21 protein-coding genes, 1 tRNA gene and 1 pseudogene are annotated in these 18553 nt (G+C 55.9%); 13 read left to right on the top strand and 10 right to left on the bottom strand.

Translation table 11 applies throughout. From position 1 onward, the window contains the following. Positions 1-110 precede the first annotated feature (110 nt). From EDB95_RS06840 to EDB95_RS06830, 3 genes are read left to right on the top strand one after another with little or no spacing between them, the layout of a single operon-like run. Entirely contained in the window at positions 111-560 is a 450-nt protein-coding gene (locus EDB95_RS06840; RefSeq protein WP_133991913.1) for a hypothetical protein, read from the top strand. Positions 561-570: 10 nt separating this feature from the next. Further along, positions 571-2142: a glycoside hydrolase family 43 protein gene (locus tag EDB95_RS06835; protein ID WP_133991910.1), complete on the top strand. Its 1572-nt coding sequence runs from the start codon at positions 571-573 to the stop codon at positions 2140-2142. Then, positions 2139-3083, top strand: a complete 945-nt coding sequence (locus EDB95_RS06830) for a hypothetical protein (RefSeq protein ID WP_133991907.1) — start codon at positions 2139-2141, stop codon at positions 3081-3083. Before EDB95_RS06835 ends, EDB95_RS06830 begins: the two co-directional genes overlap by 4 nt. Here EDB95_RS06830 and EDB95_RS06825 read toward each other — a convergent pair. Continuing rightward, entirely contained in the window at positions 3080-3478 is a 399-nt protein-coding gene (locus EDB95_RS06825; protein WP_133991904.1) for a winged helix-turn-helix transcriptional regulator, read from the bottom strand. The two genes, EDB95_RS06830 and EDB95_RS06825, sit on opposite strands and share 4 nt — an antisense overlap. A 76-nt stretch (positions 3479-3554) precedes the next feature. On the opposite strand from EDB95_RS06825, the gene EDB95_RS06820 reads away from it, so the two are divergent. After that, entirely contained in the window at positions 3555-4448 is an 894-nt protein-coding gene (locus EDB95_RS06820; protein ID WP_162852499.1) for an NAD(P)H-binding protein, read from the top strand. A gap of 135 nt (positions 4449-4583) precedes the next feature. On the opposite strand, the gene EDB95_RS06815 is transcribed toward EDB95_RS06820, so the two are convergent. Beyond that, on the bottom strand, positions 4584-4781 hold the full coding sequence (locus tag EDB95_RS06815) for a hypothetical protein (RefSeq protein WP_133991899.1): 198 nt from the start codon (positions 4779-4781) through the stop codon (positions 4584-4586). A gap of 44 nt (positions 4782-4825) precedes the next feature. Here EDB95_RS06815 and EDB95_RS06810 point away from each other — a divergent pair, with 44 nt between their 5' ends. Together EDB95_RS06810 and EDB95_RS06805 are read left to right on the top strand one after the other, a co-directional pair. Next, positions 4826-5164, top strand: coding sequence for a c-type cytochrome (locus EDB95_RS06810; RefSeq protein ID WP_133991896.1), 339 nt, complete (start codon positions 4826-4828; stop codon positions 5162-5164). Between the two features lie 99 nt (positions 5165-5263). Further along, the gene (locus tag EDB95_RS06805; protein WP_133991893.1) at positions 5264-6799 is read left to right on the top strand and encodes a S10 family peptidase; all 1536 of its coding nucleotides are present in this window, start codon (positions 5264-5266) and stop codon (positions 6797-6799) included. A 9-nt stretch (positions 6800-6808) separates the two neighbouring features. Here the strand turns inward: EDB95_RS06805 and EDB95_RS06800 are convergent, their stop codons facing one another. Both EDB95_RS06800 and EDB95_RS06795 read right to left on the bottom strand, forming a co-directional pair. Next, positions 6809-7234 (bottom strand): VOC family protein, encoded by a 426-nt coding sequence (locus EDB95_RS06800; RefSeq protein WP_133991890.1) that lies wholly within the window; start codon positions 7232-7234, stop codon positions 6809-6811. Positions 7235-7273: 39 nt separating this feature from the next. Further along, positions 7274-8107, bottom strand: a complete 834-nt coding sequence (locus tag EDB95_RS06795) for a helix-turn-helix domain-containing protein (protein ID WP_162852498.1) — start codon at positions 8105-8107, stop codon at positions 7274-7276. A 43-nt stretch (positions 8108-8150) separates the two neighbouring features. On the opposite strand from EDB95_RS06795, the pseudogene EDB95_RS06790 reads away from it, so the two are divergent. The 5 genes and pseudogenes from EDB95_RS06790 to EDB95_RS06770 all read left to right on the top strand — a co-directional run. After that, a pseudogene (locus tag EDB95_RS06790) lies at positions 8151-8630 on the top strand (MFS transporter); the annotation flags it as partial. 188 nt (positions 8631-8818) lie between these two features. Continuing rightward, the gene (locus EDB95_RS06785) at positions 8819-9016 is read left to right on the top strand and encodes a hypothetical protein (protein ID WP_133991881.1); all 198 of its coding nucleotides are present in this window, start codon (positions 8819-8821) and stop codon (positions 9014-9016) included. Continuing rightward, on the top strand, positions 9013-9879 hold the full coding sequence (locus EDB95_RS06780; RefSeq protein ID WP_133991878.1) for a creatininase family protein: 867 nt from the start codon (positions 9013-9015) through the stop codon (positions 9877-9879). Before EDB95_RS06785 ends, EDB95_RS06780 begins: the two co-directional genes overlap by 4 nt. A gap of 21 nt (positions 9880-9900) precedes the next feature. After that, positions 9901-10668, top strand: coding sequence for a 3-keto-disaccharide hydrolase (locus EDB95_RS06775; protein ID WP_133991875.1), 768 nt, complete (start codon positions 9901-9903; stop codon positions 10666-10668). Next, on the top strand, positions 10650-12230 hold the full coding sequence (locus EDB95_RS06770; protein WP_133991872.1) for a M1 family metallopeptidase: 1581 nt from the start codon (positions 10650-10652) through the stop codon (positions 12228-12230). The genes EDB95_RS06775 and EDB95_RS06770 overlap by 19 nt, the downstream gene beginning before the upstream one ends. Here EDB95_RS06770 and EDB95_RS06765 read toward each other — a convergent pair. Both EDB95_RS06765 and EDB95_RS06760 read right to left on the bottom strand, forming a co-directional pair. Beyond that, a complete protein-coding gene (locus tag EDB95_RS06765; protein ID WP_133991869.1) occupies positions 12217-12825 on the bottom strand; it encodes a TMEM175 family protein in 609 nt (202 codons plus the stop codon). The genes EDB95_RS06770 and EDB95_RS06765 overlap by 14 nt on opposite strands. Then, positions 12822-13883: a Gfo/Idh/MocA family protein gene (locus EDB95_RS06760; protein ID WP_133991866.1), complete on the bottom strand. Its 1062-nt coding sequence runs from the start codon at positions 13881-13883 to the stop codon at positions 12822-12824. The genes EDB95_RS06765 and EDB95_RS06760 overlap by 4 nt, the downstream gene beginning before the upstream one ends. A gap of 93 nt (positions 13884-13976) precedes the next feature. On the opposite strand from EDB95_RS06760, the gene EDB95_RS06755 reads away from it, so the two are divergent. Both EDB95_RS06755 and EDB95_RS06750 read left to right on the top strand, forming a co-directional pair. Continuing rightward, positions 13977-15464, top strand: coding sequence for a TolB family protein (locus tag EDB95_RS06755; RefSeq protein WP_133991863.1), 1488 nt, complete (start codon positions 13977-13979; stop codon positions 15462-15464). 86 nt (positions 15465-15550) lie between these two features. Further along, a tRNA-Pro gene (locus tag EDB95_RS06750) sits at positions 15551-15625 on the top strand. Between the two features lie 94 nt (positions 15626-15719). On the opposite strand, the gene EDB95_RS06745 is transcribed toward EDB95_RS06750, so the two are convergent. The 4 genes from EDB95_RS06745 to EDB95_RS06730 all read right to left on the bottom strand — a co-directional run bounded on the left by EDB95_RS06745 (position 15720) and on the right by EDB95_RS06730 (position 18475). Next, positions 15720-16403 (bottom strand): hypothetical protein, encoded by a 684-nt coding sequence (locus EDB95_RS06745; protein ID WP_133991860.1) that lies wholly within the window; start codon positions 16401-16403, stop codon positions 15720-15722. A gap of 3 nt (positions 16404-16406) precedes the next feature. Continuing rightward, complete coding sequence (locus tag EDB95_RS06740) at positions 16407-16766, bottom strand: helix-turn-helix domain-containing protein (RefSeq protein WP_133991858.1); 360 nt, start codon at positions 16764-16766, stop codon at positions 16407-16409. Continuing rightward, the gene (locus EDB95_RS06735; protein ID WP_133991856.1) at positions 16744-17061 is read right to left on the bottom strand and encodes a type II toxin-antitoxin system HigB family toxin; all 318 of its coding nucleotides are present in this window, start codon (positions 17059-17061) and stop codon (positions 16744-16746) included. Before EDB95_RS06735 ends, EDB95_RS06740 begins: the two co-directional genes overlap by 23 nt. Positions 17062-17257: 196 nt before the next feature. Continuing rightward, positions 17258-18475 (bottom strand): putative glycoside hydrolase, encoded by a 1218-nt coding sequence (locus tag EDB95_RS06730; RefSeq protein WP_133991853.1) that lies wholly within the window; start codon positions 18473-18475, stop codon positions 17258-17260. Positions 18476-18553: the final 78 nt, after the last annotated feature.

Below are 18553 nucleotides of genomic sequence, written 5' to 3'. Positions count from 1 at the left end.
TCGATTGCACGCCGATCGAAAACGATGAACTTAACCTTAAGGTAAAAGAATGTTTACATAAAAAAAATGGGGTGGAGCAGGGGGGTAATTTATTTGTACTTTAGGAAACAATGTATAAAACCCTCCTTTTGCCGTTATTGTTCGGTATCCTCGGGTGCTCGGCACAGCCGCCGTTAGTAAAACACAAGATCCCCGGCACCTCCTTCACGATTTCCATACCGGCCGGTTATCGATTATTACAAAACAATGGACCCGATTTTACGGTGTATTATTTTGCGCCCGGCGATACCACGGCGCCGTTTTCCTTTTCGGGCGGGTTCTACTTTGGGAACTTCCCTCACAGGTTTGGTCCTGACAGCGGTTGTACCACCCGGACGCTGCACAGGCCTCTTCTGGGCACCCCGGCGGAGTGGACCGTTTACGACTGCGATAGCATCCATTCCCTGCAAACGATCATCTACAATCCCCACAGCAATGTTTTCCGCATATACGAGACACTCGCGTGGACCCCGAAAATCGCGCAACCGGTTGTCCACGGAAAGCCGCGGCAAAAGCCTTAAGTTGGCGCTTATGAAACGATATGCGCTGCTGATGTTGCTGACATTCCCCTGCGTTGCGCTTTTTGCACAACACGTCTATACCCCGGACAACGGGGACGGCACCTTTACGAATCCCCTGTTGTGGGGTGACTGGCCTGACCCGGATGTCATCCGGGTGGGGGACGACTTCTATTTGATCTCCACGAGCATGCACTATGTGCCGGGAAGCCCCGTCCTCCATTCAAAGGACCTGGTGAATTGGGAAATGGCAGGGTATGCCGTGGCGCGCTATGACGAGGATCCCCGCTATGATATGAAGGGTGGAACGATGTATCTGAACGGCTCCTGGGCGAATACGATCCGTTACCACAACGGTAAATTCTACGTCGGTTTTTGTACGCCTTCCGGGATAGGCGCCCAGGGACATTTCTCGATGTGCGTGGCCGATAGCGTTCAGGGACCCTGGAAACGCACCATTTTCCCGGAATACCTCTATGATCCGGGGCTTTTTTTCGACGACGACGGCAAGGTGTATGTTGTCCATGGCCAGGGGACCCTATACCTGACGGAGCTCAACAGCGATGCGCTGTCCGTAAAATCGCCCCGCGTGAAGATCTGGAGCACGGGCTTTGATAGGGACGGTGTACCCGGTCATCATTTTGGCCTGGAGGGATCGCACGTATACAAAATCAATGGCCTGTACTACATCACCTGCCCCGCGGGTGGCACCGAAGGCTGGCAAGTCTGTCTGCGCAGCAAAAACATATACGGTCCTTATGAATACCGGACCATCGTCCATGACGACGGTTCCTATCCACCCAACGGCCTGCACCAGGGTGGTCTCGTGCAATTAAAGAACGGCGACTGGTGGTTTATCATTATGCAGGACAGGGGCCCCCTCGGTCGCGTACCCCACCTGGAACCCGTCGTCTGGAAAGACGGGTGGCCGATGATCGGCCGGGAAGCGAAGGGCGTGGTTACCTGGACAAAACCGGACGTCGGCAGCACCTACCCCGTGTGCGTCCCCACCACCTCCGATGCGTTTGACAACCCCGTGTTGGGTTTGCAGTGGCAGTGGAACCACAACCCCGACAACAGCAAATGGTCCCTGACCGAACACCCCGGGTACCTGCGGCTACACGGCGCTTTTGCAACGGGGCTTATGGAAGCGCGTAATTCCCTGACCCAACGGGTACAGGGGCCACAATCGACCGGCGTGGCCGAAGTCGACTTGGAAGGTATGGCTGATGGTGACCTGACCGGCCTTGCCGTATTCCAAAAACCTTACGCGTTTATTGGCGTGGAACAAAGAAACGGGTACCGGCGCCTGGTAATGGCCGACGACGGTAAAATCATCGATAGCACCGGTCTGGGTGGGCAATCGACCGTTTGGTTCAGGGCCTCCGCCACGGATAAAGGTTTTGTAGTTACCTTTTCCTATAGCTTGGACGGCGTGCACTTTCAACCCCTGGGCAGCCGGTTTGTCATGCAGTTGGGGCTTGACTGGACGGCCAACCGGTTTATGCTGTTTGATTTCAACGATATTCCGGGAGCGGCGCCGGGCTTTGCGGACTTTAATAATTTTTACATATTGGGGGAATGAAAGCGCTTGCCCCCCTCCTGTTCGTTGGGTTGCTCTCCGCAGGCAACCCTCACCCCCTCTTTTCTTTTCACAGCGGGTTTTGGATTAACCTGCACCATTTCCTGTATGAACAGGCCTTTTTGCAAAAACCGGGCAGGCGCCCGAGGGGCATACCGGAGCGGGACTCCGCCTTGCTGGCCGGTTTGAGCGGTAAGGACAAAGACGACTGGACGGCGGCCGTTGCCTACTATGCGCAGCATTTTTCCGGGAAGGACCTGTTGTTTGACACCGGGATGGTCCGGATCAAAAATATCCTCGAAGACCAGGACTCCACTGCGCAGCTACACGACCTGTTCCTTCCTGCCGGCATGGCATCCGTGGTCAATGCCGTAGCTCAAAGTTATCGTGAACGCTTCTGGCCGGCCGAAGACGCCGCCAACCATCGCTGGATCGACAGGACTTCCCACTTAGTGGCGACCGATGGCGAGCGCGTCGCCGGGGACCTGGCGCAACTTTACAAGACCCCCTGGCCCGGGGAACCGATCCGCGTGGACGTGACCAATTACGCCAGTTGGAGCGGGGCTTATACCACGATCGACCCCACGCGGATCACGGTCTCTTCCACGGACACGGCCAACCAGCAACTGGCCGGCCTTGAGGTCGTTTTTCACGAGGCCTCCCACGCGTTGATCGATTCCATTGCAGCGGCCATCGATGAAGCCTGTCACCGGCAACAAAAGACCCTGCCCAATCCTTCCCTTTGGCACGCGGTCTTGTTTTTTACCACGGGAGAGGTCATACGCCGGTATCATCCCGGGTACGTTCCCTATGCTTACAAAAATGGGCTGTGGAAAAGGGCGTGGCCCATGTATGTCGGGCCGCTGGAGAGGGAATGGCTGCCGTATATCAACGGCGAAACGTCCCTGGACACCGCCGTGGCGCGGCTGGTGCGGGCGGTTTAGCGCCCCGGAAATTCCTTCAGGTTCCTCCGGAACACCCGCCCGTTCTCCTTGCTGTCCCCCGCTGCCCAGACCGCCATCGCGTACAACACCGGTTCCAGCTTGCGCCCGGAAGGCGTGAGGCTATACGTGACGTGGGGTGGAACCACGGGCATGGCCTTGCGAACAAGCAAACCATCGGTTTCGAGCTGCTTCAATTGCTGGATCAGCACTTTCTCCGTAATGGCAGGGATGGATTTCCGGAGGTCGCTGTATCGCTTGGTTCCGGCGAGCAGGTTGAACAGGATGACGGGTTTCCAATAGCCGCCGATCTTTTCCATCACGTGTGTGATCGGGCATTCGGCGAAGGCCGCCTTTTTGTTGGCCTGGATGGTGGAGCTTTCTTTTACCTGGGACATAGACACATACTTTTGGGTAAGTACTTGTACAAAAGTAAGTACTCTTCTAGTTTTGTGTGCACAAAAAACAAGAACGATGCACATGACTATTACAGGCTCGCTGGGCAACATTGGCAGGGAGCTCGCCGCCCGATTGATCGCAAAAGGACACCAGGTGACCGTCATCAGCCACGACCCCAACCGGGCCGAAGCCATCCGCACCATAGGCGCACAGCCCGCCATCGGTTCCGTAGAAGACGCGGATTTCCTGACCCGGGCGTTCACCGGGGCCGATGCGGTGTACCTCATGATCCCGCCCCGCTTTGATGCTACGAACACGCGCGTATATATGACCACCGTAGCGGGCGCATACGCAAATGCCCTCACACAGGCGGGCGTGCGGTACGCCGTCAACCTGAGCAGCGTCGGCGCGCATTTACCCGACGGCCCCGGACCCACCGGCACGAATTACCACATCGAAGCAATGCTCGACGCACTCGCAGACGTCCATGTCCTCCACTTGCGCCCGGGGTTGTTTTATACCAATTTTTACGGGAGTATTCCGGTGATCCGGCACCAGCATGTCCTCGGGAACAATTTTGACGCCGCAGTCCCCATGCTGCTCACGGATCCCCGGGACATCGCGGAGGAGGCGGCCCGGGCAATGGACATACTCGACTTCAAGGGCAAGAGCGCCCGTTACGTAGTGAGCGATGAGAAAGACGGGGGCGAGGTGGCCGCCCTGTTGGGTCAGGCCATCGGGCAGACCGGCCTGCCGTGGATCCAACTGTCCGACAAGGACCTGCTGGGCGGCCTGGTTGCGGGAGGATTCAGCCCCGACGCGGCGTCCGTATACGTGGTGGGCATCGGCGCGGGTCTCCGGGAAGGGGTCCTTTTTGAGGACTACCGGCGCCAACCGAAAACGACGACGGACAGGATCCGTTTCGAGGCGTTCGCCCGCGAATTCGGTGAGGTGTACAGGAACAGTTAATCCAGCGTAGCCTTGCCCCTGAAGTCGATGTCCGTCCTTTTATCGAACACGAAATCGACGAACCGGGCCGTATTGGCCTTACCCTTTACGTGTACAGTGATGCGTCCGTACTCAAGACCGTCTGCTGTAAAGACTTTATGCGTTGGACACAACCAATTGGTTGCTGAACGTCTTTTGTACCCCCTTGGCGACGCCGGAGGCAAATTCCGACCCGGCCTGGCCAACGGCCTCACCGGTGCCATGTACGGCGTCTTTGGAACGTTCCTTTACCCAATGGCAGGAGGCGGTAAGTAAAGACAGGGTTAGAATCCAGAGGAAATGATTAACTTTCATAACTGATACGCCGCCCGTGTAAAACCGGTGCGTATCGTAAATGTATGAAAAAGATCTACATCCTCGTATCGCTCACGCTACTCGCCGCCTGTAGCGCGAAGCTGATCCAGCCTACCCAGTCAGACGTCGACCGGGTGTCCCCTACGTACCCGGGCTATACCCTGGCGGACCTGAACCAGGGCAAGGTCCTTTTCGGACAAACCTGTAACCGTTGTCATCCCCTGAAAAACCCCACCGGTCATACGGCTGATCAGTGGAAGGATATCGTGCCGAAGATGATCGGCCGTCTCAAAAAGAAAAAAGGGGAGGACGTGATCAGCGACCAACAGCAGGAGCTGATTTTACGGTACCTGGTTACGATGAGCGGCGCGTCGAAACACTGAGCCGATGCGGCCGTCATGCGTAAAATTACGGTGGGACGGGACTTTCGGGCTACGGGTATTGTTTTTTGCCTATCTTAAGGGGACTTTTACAAAAGACACATGAGAACGAGAACCTTTCTGACAGGAGCCCTGACCTCCTTGCTTTGCGCTGCGCTGAACCCCGCTTTTGCTCAAAGGGGTGACCAACCCGTTCATGACACGACCGGGACGGACCGGCGGGATACTGCCGTGGCCCGGCCGGTGGTGACCCATCACCAGATCACCGTGGAGGGCAAAACCATCGACTATACGGCGACCACCGGGTATATGCTGATGCATGACGAAACCGGGGAGAAACCCCTGGCCAAAATCTTTTATGTTGCCTACACGGCGGAAGGAGCCCCCAGGGCCAAACGGCCGGTCACCTTTGTCTTCAACGGGGGACCGGGTTCGGCCTCGATCTGGCTGCACATGGGATCGTTTAGTCCCGTGCGCGTCAAATTCGCCAACGACAAGGGGGACGCGCCCGCTCCACCTTATGAGTACGAGGACAATCCGTATACCTGGCTGGGTTTTACCGACCTGGTATTCATAGACCCCGTGTCCACGGGTTACAGCCGCCCGGCTAAAGGGGTTCAGGCCGGCGACTTCCACGGCTACAGCGAAGACCTGGCGTCGGTCGGGGACTTTATCCGGTTGTATGTGACCCAGAACCAGCGTTGGGGCAGCCCCAAATTCATCGCGGGCGAGAGTTATGGCACGACCCGCGCAGCGGGGTTATCAGGGTACCTCATGAGCCGGTATGGCATGAATATGAACGGCATCACCCTTATTTCGTCGGTCCTGAACTTCCAGCTCATCGACTTTAGCCATGGGAACGAGATGCCCTATATATTTTTCCTCCCTACTTATGCCGCCACCGCCCGGTATCACCACAAGCTCTCGCCGGAGCTGGAGAGCCTGAGCCCGGAGGAGCTGACACAAAAGGCGGAGGCTTTTGCAGGAGGGCCGTATGCGTCTTTCCTGATGGAAGGGGATAACGCCTCCGCGGGCGAGACCGACCGGATGGTGGATTCCCTTCACTACTATACGGGTTTGTCGGCCACCTATATCCGGCAGACGCGGGAGCGCGTCAATGCGTTCCGCTTTTTCAAGGAAGTATTGCGGGACGAAGGCAAGACGGTGGGCCGCTACGACAGCCGGTTTACCGGGGAAGACATGGACGACGCGGGTGAGCGCTCGACTTATGACGCGAGCGACAACAACCTCACCGGCCTTTTTGTCGCCACCTTTAACAATTACGTCCGTAAGGACCTTGGTTTTAAAAGCGACCTGCCTTACGAGTCCACGGCCAACGTGCGTCCGTGGGACTACAAACCCGCCGAGAACGAATACCTGGACGTCTCCGAGACACTGAGGGCCGCCATGACGCAGAACCCGCACCTGCACGTGGACGTGGTCTGCGGATACTACGACCTGGCGACCCCGGTCTACAACGCGGAGTATATGGTCAGCCACATGGGGCTTCGCCCGGATGTACGGAAGAACATCATCCTGACCTATTACGAGGCGGGGCACATGGTCTACGTGTCCAAGGACACGGACGCCAAGCTGCTGAAGGATGAAAAGGCGTTTTACGAAAGCGCGCTCAAGTAGCGCGCCGCCTCAGCGCGGTTCCTCGAAATTGACGTTCCAGTGCATGCCATACCGGTCGGTGAGCCCGCCATGCCAGTCGCCCCAGAATTGTTTGGCGAAGGCCATGCCGGCTTTGCCGCCCGTGGCCAGGAGGTCATAGGCCTTTTTGGCTTTTTCCAGGTCACCCGTAAAGACCACGGATATGGAAATGTCGCCGCTGGTCTTGTGCACGGGTTTCCCCGGAAAGGCGTCGCTGCCGTACAGGACGATCACCCCGTCTATCAACAGGCGGGCGTGCAGGACCTTGTTCTTATAATTTTCGGGCGCGTTCATATTCGGGTTGTCGTAACGGCTTTGGACCACCACTTCGCCGCCCAGGGCGGTCTGGTAGAAATGAAGCGCCTCTTCGCAATCGCCCTCGAACATGAAATAGGGAATGACCTTGACGGTGTGCATACGCGTGTATTTTGACGTGAAGTTCCGATAACGGCGCAGTCAAAAATTGTACAGTTTGGACAACCGCTCCGCCAGGGCCGGCTGGATCACCTGTACGATGGTAAATTGTTCCTTCAGAAAGGCCAGGGGCGCATACCCGGTCAGGTACCTGAAGTCCCGGATAAAGTGGGCCTGGTCGTAGTATCCGCAGGCATGCCCCACGCTCGTCAGGGAGGCGTGACGCCCCGAATACATCGCGTGTACGGCGTTGTTGAACCGGTGGATCCGGACCAGCTCGGTGGGGGAAAGCCCCAGCACCCGGTGAAACCGCCGCTCCAGCGTTTTATACGTGACACCCGCGTCGGAAAGGACCCGGGCGACACCACCGCCTTTCAAAAGACCGGACACACACCGGCGGACAAACGTGTGCTCTTCCATGCCTGTCCCCAGCCGTTCCAGCAGGTACCGGTCCGTGATCCGGACGCGGTCGTCGTTGTCCACCGCCTCGAATAGCTTTTCCTCCAATTCCCCTACCCAGGTCCCCACCACATCCCGCATATCGTAAAACCCATGGGCGAACAAATGGGCGGGGACGCCAAACAAAGCAAAGGGCCCGCCGGCCCGGAAGCGGATGCAAAAAAAGTCCTGCCGCGTCGTCTGGGAAATGATCAGGGACCGTTTGCGGATACCGATGATGTGGGCCCCCTTTACCGTGGCCGGTACGTCGCCTTGTAGCTGGTGATAGGGATCACCGAAGTTGAACATGAATTCCGTGGTGCCGTCCGGGATGAGGCTTTCCCTTTCCCGGAATGGGGGGCTGTCTGCCAGGGCCGACCAATAGCAAACAATGTAGGCATCCAGCAGGGGATGCGGTTTGTATTCCCGGTATTCCATCGACACTGTCAATGTAGTGCTTTTATCGCATAAGTTTGTACCCATGACGACTACCCCCGCCCTGGCCGGCCGCCGGGAATGGGTAGGCCTGGCGATCCTGGCGCTGCCCACCCTGCTCATTTCCATGGACACGACGGTGTTGTTCCTGGCCATCCCGGCCATCAGCGCCAGCCTGGAGCCGAACAGCACGCAGTTGTTGTGGATCTCGGACATCTATGGCTTTATGCAGGCGGGTCTGCTGATCATCATGGGGACGATCGGGGACCGGATCGGGCAGCGGAAATTGCTCCTTATGGGCGCTTCGGCCTTCACCGGGGCGTCTGTCATGGCGGCCTTTTCCCCGAACGCGCCCCTGCTGATCCTGTCCAGGGGTTTGCTGGGGGTAGCGGGGGCGACCTTGTTACCCACGGTGGTGTCGCTGATCCGGAATATGTTTTACGATGAGCAGCAACGCACTTTTGCGCTGGGGTGCTGGACAACCTGTTTTTCGGCCGGCACCATGTTGGGGCCCCTGGTGGGCGGCGGCGGCCTGTATCACGGCGCCCGTCCTGAGAAGGCATTTCAGGTAGTTATACGCTTGTTCCGCTAGTTAAAACCCGCCAACTTTGTTTTTAGCCCCTTTTGGTGACAGGCAATCTATGAGGAACACCTATATTCCTCTCGAAGGTCCGGCCTGAAGTTTGTATCTTATAGCGTAAACAACCCTCCGCTATGGGAAACCGGGATAAAAGCATCATTTACGCTTTACTGGGTATCTACGCCCTGATGGTCAGCTGGTATTACAACCACAACATCATATTGCTCATCATCCATTGGATATTCTGGCCGATCTACCTGGTCTATGAACTACTGATCGGGCACCTGTCCCACGACATGTGGAAGATAATACCGCAATCCTATTTCAAATGAGGCTGTTCCTCTGTCTGCTGCTGAGCACCTGGACCTTGCTGGCCACGGCCCAGACCCTCCCTGCACGCTGGGACGAACTCACCGCCAGCGACTGGCCTTTGGCGCTGGCAAAGTCGTCCCGGACCTGTATCCTGCCTATCGGGATCCTGGAAAAACACGGGCCCCACGTACCCATTGGTTCCGACCTGATCCATGCCCGGGAATGGGCGGCAAGGGCGGTCAGGCAGGAATACGCGGTGGTTTTCCCGGATTATTTTTACGGCCAGATCAACGAGGCCCGGCACCAATACGGCACCTTTGCCCTCCCCAGCCACCTGGTCCTCGAATTGCTGGACTCCACGTGCAGCGAGATCGCCCGGAACGGCTTCGACAAAATCGTCATCATCAACGGGCACGGCGGTAACGTCGCCCTGCTTCAATATTTTGTCCAGACACAGCTGGAGCGGCGGCGGAACTATGCGGTTTATTTTTTCCAACCCCAACAGGATTCTGCTTACCGGGCCGCCTACAACAAACTGCATAAGTCCGATAATGCCGGGGACCTCCACGCAGGGGAGCGGGAGACGTCGGTGTTGATGTACCTGCGCCCCGACCTGGTGCACGTCGACCGGGCCACCCGGGAATCCGGGCGTAAACAGGACCGGTTAATGGTGCCCCCTGCCGCCTACACCGCCATCTGGTGGTACGCCGGTTTTCCCAACCACTATGCCGGGGAGGGAGACAAAGCCACGCCGGAGCTGGGCAGGCTGGTGGTGGATTTCGAAGTGTCGAACCTGGTGAAGGCGCTCAAGATCATCAAGACGGATACCACGACGCTGCGGTTGCAGAATGAATTTTTTGACCGGGTGGATTCCCTTAAATAAATTGCGCGGAAAGCGTTCCATATGAATAAATCCTTTTGCCTGGTCCTGGCGATGGCTTTGCCCGCCACCCAGTTGTTTGCGCAAGCCAAACCCGAAGACACCGAGTACTATACCCCCGTTCCCGCCGTGGTGACGCCCGGGGCAACCAATAGCATGCCGCCCTCCGACGCCGTCGTCCTTTTCGACGGTTCGAACCTCGATCAGTGGGAATCCGCAAACGATACGACCCAGGCCGCGGGGTGGAACGTCCACGACGGCATCATGACCGTCAGCAAGACCGCCGGTAACATCCGGACGAAGCAATCCTTTTCCAACTATCAATTGCACATCGAATACCGAATCCCGGCGGACATCACCGGCTCCGGGCAGGCCCGCGGAAACAGCGGCGTTTTCCTCGCGTCCACCGGCTCAGGGGATTCCGGCTACGAGCTCCAGGTCCTCGACAACTACAACAACAAGACGTATGTCAACGGTCAGGCCGGCAGCATTTACAAACAATCCCCTCCCCTTGTCAATGCGTGCAAAAAACCCGGCGAGTGGCAGAGCTACGACGTGATCTGGACCGCGCCCCTTTTTAACGCAGACGGCAGCCTGCAATCGCCCGCACGGGTCACCGTACTCCATAACGGGGTATTGGTTCAAAATAATTTCGCCCTCCTCGGCCCCACGCTGTATATCGGGAAACCAGCGTACACCCACGCACACGGCCCCAGCCCCATCAAGCTCCAGGCCCACGGGGATAAGAGCGAACCCATCAGCTATAGAAATATATGGGTAAGGCCGTTATAAGGCGTTTTTGGTTCCTGCTGTTCGCAGTGACCGGCGTCCACGCCCAGCAGCACCTGACGTCCGGGGGCAAGCTCAAACCGGAGCAGGCCATCATGGACATACGGCACTACACGATTGCCCTCAAGGTCGACATCGCCGGGCGGAGCATCGACGGGTATACCGACGTGGACATGATCCTGTCGCAAACCACGCCGGTTCTTCTGCTCGACTTGCTGGACTCCTTTCAGGTGCGTTCGGTTGCGGTGGACGGCTTTCCCGCCCCCTTTGTTTACGCAGCCAATTTGATCCGCATCACGCCCGCTGCCCTGGTGCGCCCCGGCCGTCATACGGTCCGCGTCGTCTATGGCGGGAAGCCTCACGTGGCCGTACACCCGCCCTGGGACGATGGTTTTACCTGGACAAAGGACTCCTCGGGCAATCCCTGGGTGGCCATCACCGCGGAGGGTACGGGAGGAAAACTCTATTTTCCTTGCAAAGATCATCCCAGCGACGAACCCGATGAAGGGGTCGATATGTATATAACGGTGCCGGACAGCCTCGTGGTCGCCGGCCCCGGGTTGCTGCAATCTTCGAAAGGCGGCACTTATCACTGGAAGACAAACTATACCATCAACAACTACAGCATCGTCTTCAACGTCGGCCAATACCGCGTTGTTCAAAAAGACTATACAACGGTGGCCGGTCACCACGTCCCCATGGTTTTCTACGTCCTGGAAGAACACGCCGCCAAGGCCCCGCACCACCTGGAGGTCCTGGAGCGCATCGTCCACGAACAGGAAAAATATTTTGGAGAGTATCCATGGGTGAAGGAAAAAATAGGCATTGTCGAAACACCCCACCTGGGTATGGAACACCAAACGATGAATGCCTACGGGAACCATTTCCGCTACACCAAGGTCGGCGGGGAAGACTATGACGACCTCATGCACCACGAATTCGGCCACGAATGGTGGGGGAACAGGGTCACCGCCAAAGACTGGGCGGACTACTGGATCCACGAAGGGATCAACACATACGGAGACGGGCTCTACGTCCTGGATAAGGAAGGCGAAAAAGCTTATGATCAATTTTTCCGCCGGATGGCCGCCGGTATCTCCAACCAGGCGCCCATCGTCCTGGGCAAAGACATAGACGAAGAAGCCGCCTACCAGGGCGACATCTATCCCAAGGGGGCGTTCTTTATGCACACGCTAAGGTGGGTGTTGGGCGACAGTACATTTTTCCCTATCCTGAAGAGTCTTGCGTCGGCCGACACGCTCGTCGATTCCGACGATGTAGAAGCCTATTTCAGCAGCCGGGTAGGGGCCGACCTGAAACCGTTGTTTGATCTGTACCTGCGGACCACCAATAAGCTCGATATCCGCGTTCGGGCCCTCGGCGGCGGACGTTATGGGATCCATCTGGAAAACATGCGTCCAACGTTTACGATTCCGCTGGAGGTCGTCACCGACAAGGGCACCATCGTGCTCCCATTACAACCGGATGAGGTCACGTTCTCCAGCGCGACCAAGCCGGGGGTCGATCCAAGGATGTGCTACCTGGCAACGGTCACTTTTCAGTAGGCCTTCTCTTCGTCAGGAAGTAAACCACGACGATGTAAAAGAAAAGCGCGACCACGATAAAGCAAAAGCTCGCCAACGGACAAAACCCGCTGCAAATCGCCGCCAGGAGGTAACAAAGCGGCCCTACCCCGGCAACGGCAAGGGTCCAGCGGTTTTCCCCCGGGTTATAGGAGGGTTCCCGCAGCCATGCATGGCGGTGTATGTATAGTAGGAAAATATAGTGCTCCGACGCGCACAGGAAAAGTACCCCGCAATACAGGACGATCGCCGAGGGGAACAACGGATGCATCGCCAGGACGGCCGCCGGGAACGGCATGATGGCGATCGACATCAGGTAGAAGATGTTCGCCCACAGGATAAAATGATTGACATACCGGAGGTAGGCGAAAATGCGCTGGTGGGCGACCCAGAAGACGCCTACGACAAGAAACGAAAAAATGTAGGTCAGTTCGTTGGGCCAGGAATTCCGGATCGCTTTTACCAGATCCGCGTTGGTTTTCGCTTCCGTACCCGGTATATGAATATTCAACACCAGGAGCGTCACGGAAATCGCGAACACCCCGTCAGAAAATGATTCCAGCCTGGCTTTGGTCATAGTTCGATTCGTTTGCCCTCCTTCGCCGAGCGCTTCGCCGCCTCCAGGATCCGGACGACGATGAGGTTGTTCGGCAACCCGGAGAGGTCGTTATCCGGGTTGATCTTTCCGCTCAGGACGTCCGCAAGATAGGTCAGGTTGTCGACCGTATACGCCGGTACGTCCTGGTCTTTATAGCCCCCATCCCCTTTCCGCTCCTGAAGTTCGTGGTTGTTCATCGCGTGCAGATACCCCTTGTCCCCAAACACCTCCCAATCCTTGATGCTAAACGGCCAGTTCCAAGACCCTTCGATCAGCCCCACGGCCCCCGGCCATTCCACCATGATCGTCGCGTCGTCGTCCACCTTCGGGTATACGTCCGGTTTATAGTGTTTGAGCACCGCCGTGACCGCCAGCGGTTTTTGATTCCCCATCATCCACGTCATCAGGTTCGCCCCATAGCAGCCAAAGTCCACGACCGCTCCGCCCCCGTTCTTGACAGGGTCCGTCAGCCACTTCAGAAAATCCTGGCTGCAACCAATTTCTTTCGGCCCCTGGTGCCCGTCATGCGCCACCATCTTTCGCACCTGCCCGACTTCCCCGTTTTTGGCCAGGGTATACACCTGCTGGTTCGTCGGGTACCACGTCGTTTCATAATTCACCAACACATGAATATGATATTGTTTGACGAGCGACTCTATTTTGTCCGCCTGGGCCACGCTGACCGCCAACGGTTTTTCCACCATGACCGACACCCCCTGCGGTGCACACGCTTCCACCACCGACAGGTGTTCTTCTATCGGGTTGTAGGCCAATACCGCATCCGGTTTGACGTTCGCCAGCATCGTTGCCACACTGGGGTAGAACAAGTTATCCGCCAATCCATACCGCCGTTTCCATTTGCCGGCCAGGGCGGTATCCGGCTCCGCAATCCCCACGATGATGACCTTTCCCTTTTTGTACTGTTCCATCAACCCGTACACATGGTCGTGGTTGAGGCCGGCGACGCCGACCCTTAACTGGGCATGCGCTGTTGTTATGAACAACGCCACAAGGAGAAATGCTACGGTATGCTTCATAACCCGAATGTAAGATACCTCGTCAATATTGTACTTTGCTCATTTTTTGGTTAGCGTTTTTATTTGGCTGTGCGTTTTGCTAAATTCAGGTTTATGAAAACATTGCTTGTCGTCCTGCTGTCGCTTTTGTACGGCGCTGTCTGCGCCCAGTCTATCGGTTTATTCCCGTCTAATGGAGACGTGGGCCCCGTACTACACCCCGGAAGCGCCGTCTACGATTCCTCCGCCCAAACCTACCTCGTCAGCGGCTCCGGGTCCAACATCTGGTTCACCCGCGACGAGTTTCAGTACGTATATACCCGGCTCAAAGGTGACTTCATCCTCCAGGCCCGCGGACGCTTCGTCAGCAAAGGCGCGACCGCCCACCGCAAATTCGGCTGGATGGTCCGCACCGGTCTCGACACCGGCTCCGCCATGGTCACCGCCGCCGTCCACGCCGACGGCCTCACCTCCCTCCAATACCGCAAACAGACCGGCGCCAACGTCGAGGAAAACCGCTCCACCCTCACCGCCGCCGACGTCATCCAACTCGAACGGCAGGGCAATCGCTATATCATGTCCGTCGCCCGGGACGGCGGCCCCTTCGTCATCAACGACGTCACCGACCTCCCCCTCGGCGACGAAGTCTACGTCGGTCTTTTTGTCTGCTCCCACAACAAAGACGTCACCGAACGCGTCCTTTTCGACAACGTCCGCCTCATCAAACCCGCGCCCGCCGGGTGGGTGCCGTATAAGGATTATCTCGGCAGCCATATCGAGGTGCTCGACCTCGGTTCGGGCCGGCGCTCCGTCGTCTATTCGGCGCCTGTTTCCCTCCAGGCGCCCAACTGGACGCTTGACGGGCGGGCGCTGTTATATAATTCTTCCGGCTTTATTTATCGGCTCGATCTTTCTTCGCGTACTGCTTCGGTTTTGAACACCGGCTCCGTCCACTCCAACAACAACGACCACGTCCTGTCCTTCGACGGCAAGATGCTTGTCCTCTCCAGTGCCGGTGCGGGCGGCGCCTCTGTCGTATATAAAGTCCCCTCTACCGGCGGAGACCCCGTCCAGCTCACCCCCACCGGGCCTTCCTACGGTCACGGGTGGTCTCCCGACGGCCGCTATATAGTCTTCACCGGGCAGCGCAACGGCGACTTCGACATCTACCGTATCCCCGCCACCGGGGGGGCGGAAGTCCGGCTCACCACTACCCCCGGTCTCGACGATGGGCCCGAATACAGTCCCGACGGGCAGTATATCTACTTCAACTCCGTTCGTTCCGGCTCCATGCAGATCTGGCGCATGCGGCCTGACGGGAGTCAGCCCGAGCAACTTACGGCTGACACCTGCAATAACTGGTTTCCCCATGTGTCTCCTGACGGGAAGTGGGTTGTTTTTATCTCCTTTTGGCCTTCTGAGACGAGGCCTGATGACCATCCTTTTTACCGGCATGTGTACCTGCGGGTGATGCCGGCTTCTGGGGGCAAGCCCCGCGTGATTGCTTATGTTTATGGGGGGCAGGGGACGATCAATACGCCGTCTTGGGCGCCCGACAGCAAGCGGATTGCTTTCGTATCCAATTCTGGGGCGATTCCATAGATCCCGCTTTCACAGAAAGAATTCCCGCTTTTTCTGCGGTACATTCGCTATATTTGCACCCTTCCGGCGCGCTTTTGTGCGCCCTTCGGGATGTAGCGTAGTCCGGTCATCGCGCCTGGTTTGGGACCAGGAGGTCGCAAGTTCGAATCTTGCCATCCCGACAGAGCAAATAGCTCATTGCTTAAAGCCCTTGCGCATGCGAGGGCTTTTTATATGCCGGAGCGGCAACGGCCGAGCTTGCACGGATGTCAAAGATTATCGACTAATTACATGGTCCACCCATTGCCTTGCGAGTGCCTCCACATAGTCTGTAAAATTTTCAACCCCATTGATATAGTGGAATGTATACCTCGGTTGGTTGGGAACAAAAGTGACGTAGTCAAAGCTATGGTCATGTGAGAACAGATAGACCTGCTTCGTGTCAAGGTCGTAGAGGGTTTCAGCCCCATTAGCTTCACTTACAAAGGATACCATATTATCCACAGGCATTGGAATACTCTTCAAATCTTCACACATATCAAGATAGTAATCTGTCCAGTAACCATGCCCTCTTTTGCACCCGGATTTAAGGAACAGGAAATTTTGATTATTGGTAAAAGCCCCTTGAGGCTGATTAAAGCTTTCTATTATTCCACCGGTATTTTCAAGCAATAAATGATGTTCGGGCAACAATGTAATGTTTGATATGTTCCAAGGCTCAAATTTGCAAAGCCAGCCACAAGAAGAGCCATCTTTTGATGTCCAAGATATTAATTTAAATGGCTTATCATTAATTGTCACATTCAGCACACGGGCGGACAGTATCAGTCTATTTAATACGGGGAAAGCTGCGGAAAATTCATCATTTGTTTGGGTTTCTCCCTCCACTACATCCACCTTATCGGTCTGTTTTAAAAACCAACTTATACGAAGCCTAAACTGTTCAAAGTCATTATACATTTGTTAGTATGCCTGTATAAGTATGTCAGCGGGAATGTGAAGGACCTCGTTCAACTTCCGAATCATAGCAAGACTAAGCTTACGCCTTCCGGAAAAAATCTCGGACTTACGCGATCGATAACCGAGAATATTTGACAGTTCAGCTTCTGACATGCCCATCTGTTCCAACCTGAATTTGATGGCGTCCAACGGAGACGGCTTCGGAACAGGATAGTGGTCTATTTCATACTCTTTAACCAGAATAGAAAGCACTTCCAGTTCATCAGATTCCTTAGACTCGGGCTTAAGCTCAGTTTGCATCAGTTCATATACCCTGGCGAGAGCATCCTCGTATTGAACATCATTTTTTATCGGCTTTAACATAACTTACCTTATTAGCGTCTATTTTGTCATACTGCTTGTGGGTGCCAAACCAAACGACAAAAACAATTTTTAAGCGGTATTCTATATCTACTATTAACCTAAAAGTATTACCATGAATATTGAAGACCACTCGCTTGTCCGTCAGGATTGAAGCATTTCGATATTGTAGTTTCAACTCCTGGGGGTTGTTCCATTGAGCGTTCTCCGCTTCCTCATACCAAGCTAATAAGGACTGTTCTGCCTGGGGGTATGCAATCCATTGCTCCCTTAACGTTTTTACGGCAATAACCCTCATATGCAAAATTAGGAAAAATGTTACCAATTTGGTAACGTTTATTGCGGACATCCGAAGTCCACAGGTCTGCTATCAACAAATAATTGATTAATAATTAATTACATCGACTTTGGCCCGCCAAAAGTGTCACATCGAAGGATTATAACTGGCGGTAACCCTATTAAAAATGGTACTTAGCGCTAAATATAAACCTACGCTAAGGCGTCAACACGAGAAATATATCCCCATCCCCCGCCGCCACCGTAAACTCCTTCCCCACCGTTTGCGTCGCCACACTCTTCCGCTCTTCGGAGAACCGAACCACCACCGCCCTATTATCAGCAGGATTAAAAACAACCTCCCCCTTCTCATAATTCCGCGTATACGCCCCATGCAGATCCGGACGACGGACGTTGCCCAACGGCCCCACCGGCTTCCCCAACGACCGATCCCAAAACGGATACCAGTAATGGAGGTGATCCGGCGTCGGCAGGGAATTAGGATCCGAAAAAAGACAATACCCATTGGAAAACACAAGGGACAAGGTCGTAACATTGCGCATCAATGCCACATCATTCCGCCCCGTCGTACTCCACCATTCTTCCAGCGCAGTGATCGCCGGCTTGCGCAGGTGGCTTTCTCCCCAAAGGAGGTTCTCCGCGGCAGTCCGCCAGTCGGGGAAAAAATTTGAGTTTAACCCTTCCATATACATCCCGTTCAGATAAGGCGCTGTCAGCGAGGGCAGTTTGCCGTTGACGTTCCCGATGATGATGGCCTTTTCACCGATGGCGGCCCGGATCTTCCGGATCAGGTCCATCCGGGCAGGGGTCCGGTCTGTGTCGTGCCACCAGTCGAGCATGATGCCGTCGTACACACCGGTCCGGACGAGGGCGCCGCAAAGCTGGGCGATCCTATCCTGGAATTCCGGGTTGGTAAAATCGATCATGGACGATTTGTATTCGGTGTTGTTCTGTTCAAATTGAGCGCCCCGGGCGTTGTGCAGCCACCAGGGGGAATCGGGTGGCAGGTAGCTTGCCTGCGCGGAAAAATAATTCACGCTGACCAGGATGATGACGTGGGGATTCATAGCGAGGAGGGCGGCGCGGTTTCGCAAGGCGGTGGCGATACTTTCGGGGGTAAACTCGGGCGTGAGCACCGCGTATTTTTGGCCGGCGGCCAGCCGGAGTCCCATTCTTTGCCATACGTTGAAAAACAGGTCGTGGCGGGCCACGGTGGCAAACGGCGGCTCCAGCGTTGACAAAGGGACCGGGTTATCCTTGTACAGGGCATCCGCCGAAGTCCAGGCAATAAAAATCGAGGGGTAGTCGCGGTCGTGGATGCGGCTTTCGATCGACGCCGCGACGCTGTCCGGAATGCCTTGTCCAAAGGCTACTACAGGGGCGGCCAGGAGGGCCAGGCCAAAGATCAATTTCATGCAATACGGGTTATGAAGGGTCGCATCAAAATATCTTATTTTTCTAAACAAAAGTAGCGTCTTGGTACCCCCGGTTGA

The sequence above is a fragment of the Dinghuibacter silviterrae genome, assembly GCF_004366355.1.
GTDB classification, from domain to species: domain Bacteria; phylum Bacteroidota; class Bacteroidia; order Chitinophagales; family Chitinophagaceae; genus Dinghuibacter; species Dinghuibacter silviterrae.
Note: the sequence above shows the minus strand (reverse complement) of the source record. Positions and strands in the feature narration are given on the sequence as shown.

Bases quoted from the DNA above. Each gene is read 5' to 3' on its own strand.
- EDB95_RS06840 (WP_133991913.1), top strand. From the start codon at position 111: ATGTATAAAACCCTCCTTTTGCCGTTATTGTTCGGTATCCTCGGGTGC.
- EDB95_RS06835 (WP_133991910.1), top strand. From the start codon at position 571: ATGAAACGATATGCGCTGCTGATGTTGCTGACATTCCCCTGCGTTGCG.
- EDB95_RS06830 (WP_133991907.1), top strand. From the start codon at position 2,139: ATGAAAGCGCTTGCCCCCCTCCTGTTCGTTGGGTTGCTCTCCGCAGGC.
- EDB95_RS06825 (WP_133991904.1), bottom strand. From the start codon at position 3,478: ATGTCCCAGGTAAAAGAAAGCTCCACCATCCAGGCCAACAAAAAGGCG.
- EDB95_RS06820 (WP_162852499.1), top strand. From the start codon at position 3,555: ATGCACATGACTATTACAGGCTCGCTGGGCAACATTGGCAGGGAGCTC.
- EDB95_RS06815 (WP_133991899.1), bottom strand. From the start codon at position 4,781: ATGAAAGTTAATCATTTCCTCTGGATTCTAACCCTGTCTTTACTTACC.
- EDB95_RS06810 (WP_133991896.1), top strand. From the start codon at position 4,826: ATGAAAAAGATCTACATCCTCGTATCGCTCACGCTACTCGCCGCCTGT.
- EDB95_RS06805 (WP_133991893.1), top strand. From the start codon at position 5,264: ATGAGAACGAGAACCTTTCTGACAGGAGCCCTGACCTCCTTGCTTTGC.
- EDB95_RS06800 (WP_133991890.1), bottom strand. From the start codon at position 7,234: ATGCACACCGTCAAGGTCATTCCCTATTTCATGTTCGAGGGCGATTGC.
- EDB95_RS06795 (WP_162852498.1), bottom strand. From the start codon at position 8,107: ATGGAATACCGGGAATACAAACCGCATCCCCTGCTGGATGCCTACATT.
- EDB95_RS06785 (WP_133991881.1), top strand. From the start codon at position 8,819: ATGGGAAACCGGGATAAAAGCATCATTTACGCTTTACTGGGTATCTAC.
- EDB95_RS06780 (WP_133991878.1), top strand. From the start codon at position 9,013: ATGAGGCTGTTCCTCTGTCTGCTGCTGAGCACCTGGACCTTGCTGGCC.
- EDB95_RS06775 (WP_133991875.1), top strand. From the start codon at position 9,901: ATGAATAAATCCTTTTGCCTGGTCCTGGCGATGGCTTTGCCCGCCACC.
- EDB95_RS06770 (WP_133991872.1), top strand. From the start codon at position 10,650: ATGGGTAAGGCCGTTATAAGGCGTTTTTGGTTCCTGCTGTTCGCAGTG.
- EDB95_RS06765 (WP_133991869.1), bottom strand. From the start codon at position 12,825: ATGACCAAAGCCAGGCTGGAATCATTTTCTGACGGGGTGTTCGCGATT.
- EDB95_RS06760 (WP_133991866.1), bottom strand. From the start codon at position 13,883: ATGAAGCATACCGTAGCATTTCTCCTTGTGGCGTTGTTCATAACAACA.
- EDB95_RS06755 (WP_133991863.1), top strand. From the start codon at position 13,977: ATGAAAACATTGCTTGTCGTCCTGCTGTCGCTTTTGTACGGCGCTGTC.
- EDB95_RS06745 (WP_133991860.1), bottom strand. From the start codon at position 16,403: ATGTATAATGACTTTGAACAGTTTAGGCTTCGTATAAGTTGGTTTTTA.
- EDB95_RS06740 (WP_133991858.1), bottom strand. From the start codon at position 16,766: ATGTTAAAGCCGATAAAAAATGATGTTCAATACGAGGATGCTCTCGCC.
- EDB95_RS06735 (WP_133991856.1), bottom strand. From the start codon at position 17,061: ATGAGGGTTATTGCCGTAAAAACGTTAAGGGAGCAATGGATTGCATAC.
- EDB95_RS06730 (WP_133991853.1), bottom strand. From the start codon at position 18,475: ATGAAATTGATCTTTGGCCTGGCCCTCCTGGCCGCCCCTGTAGTAGCC.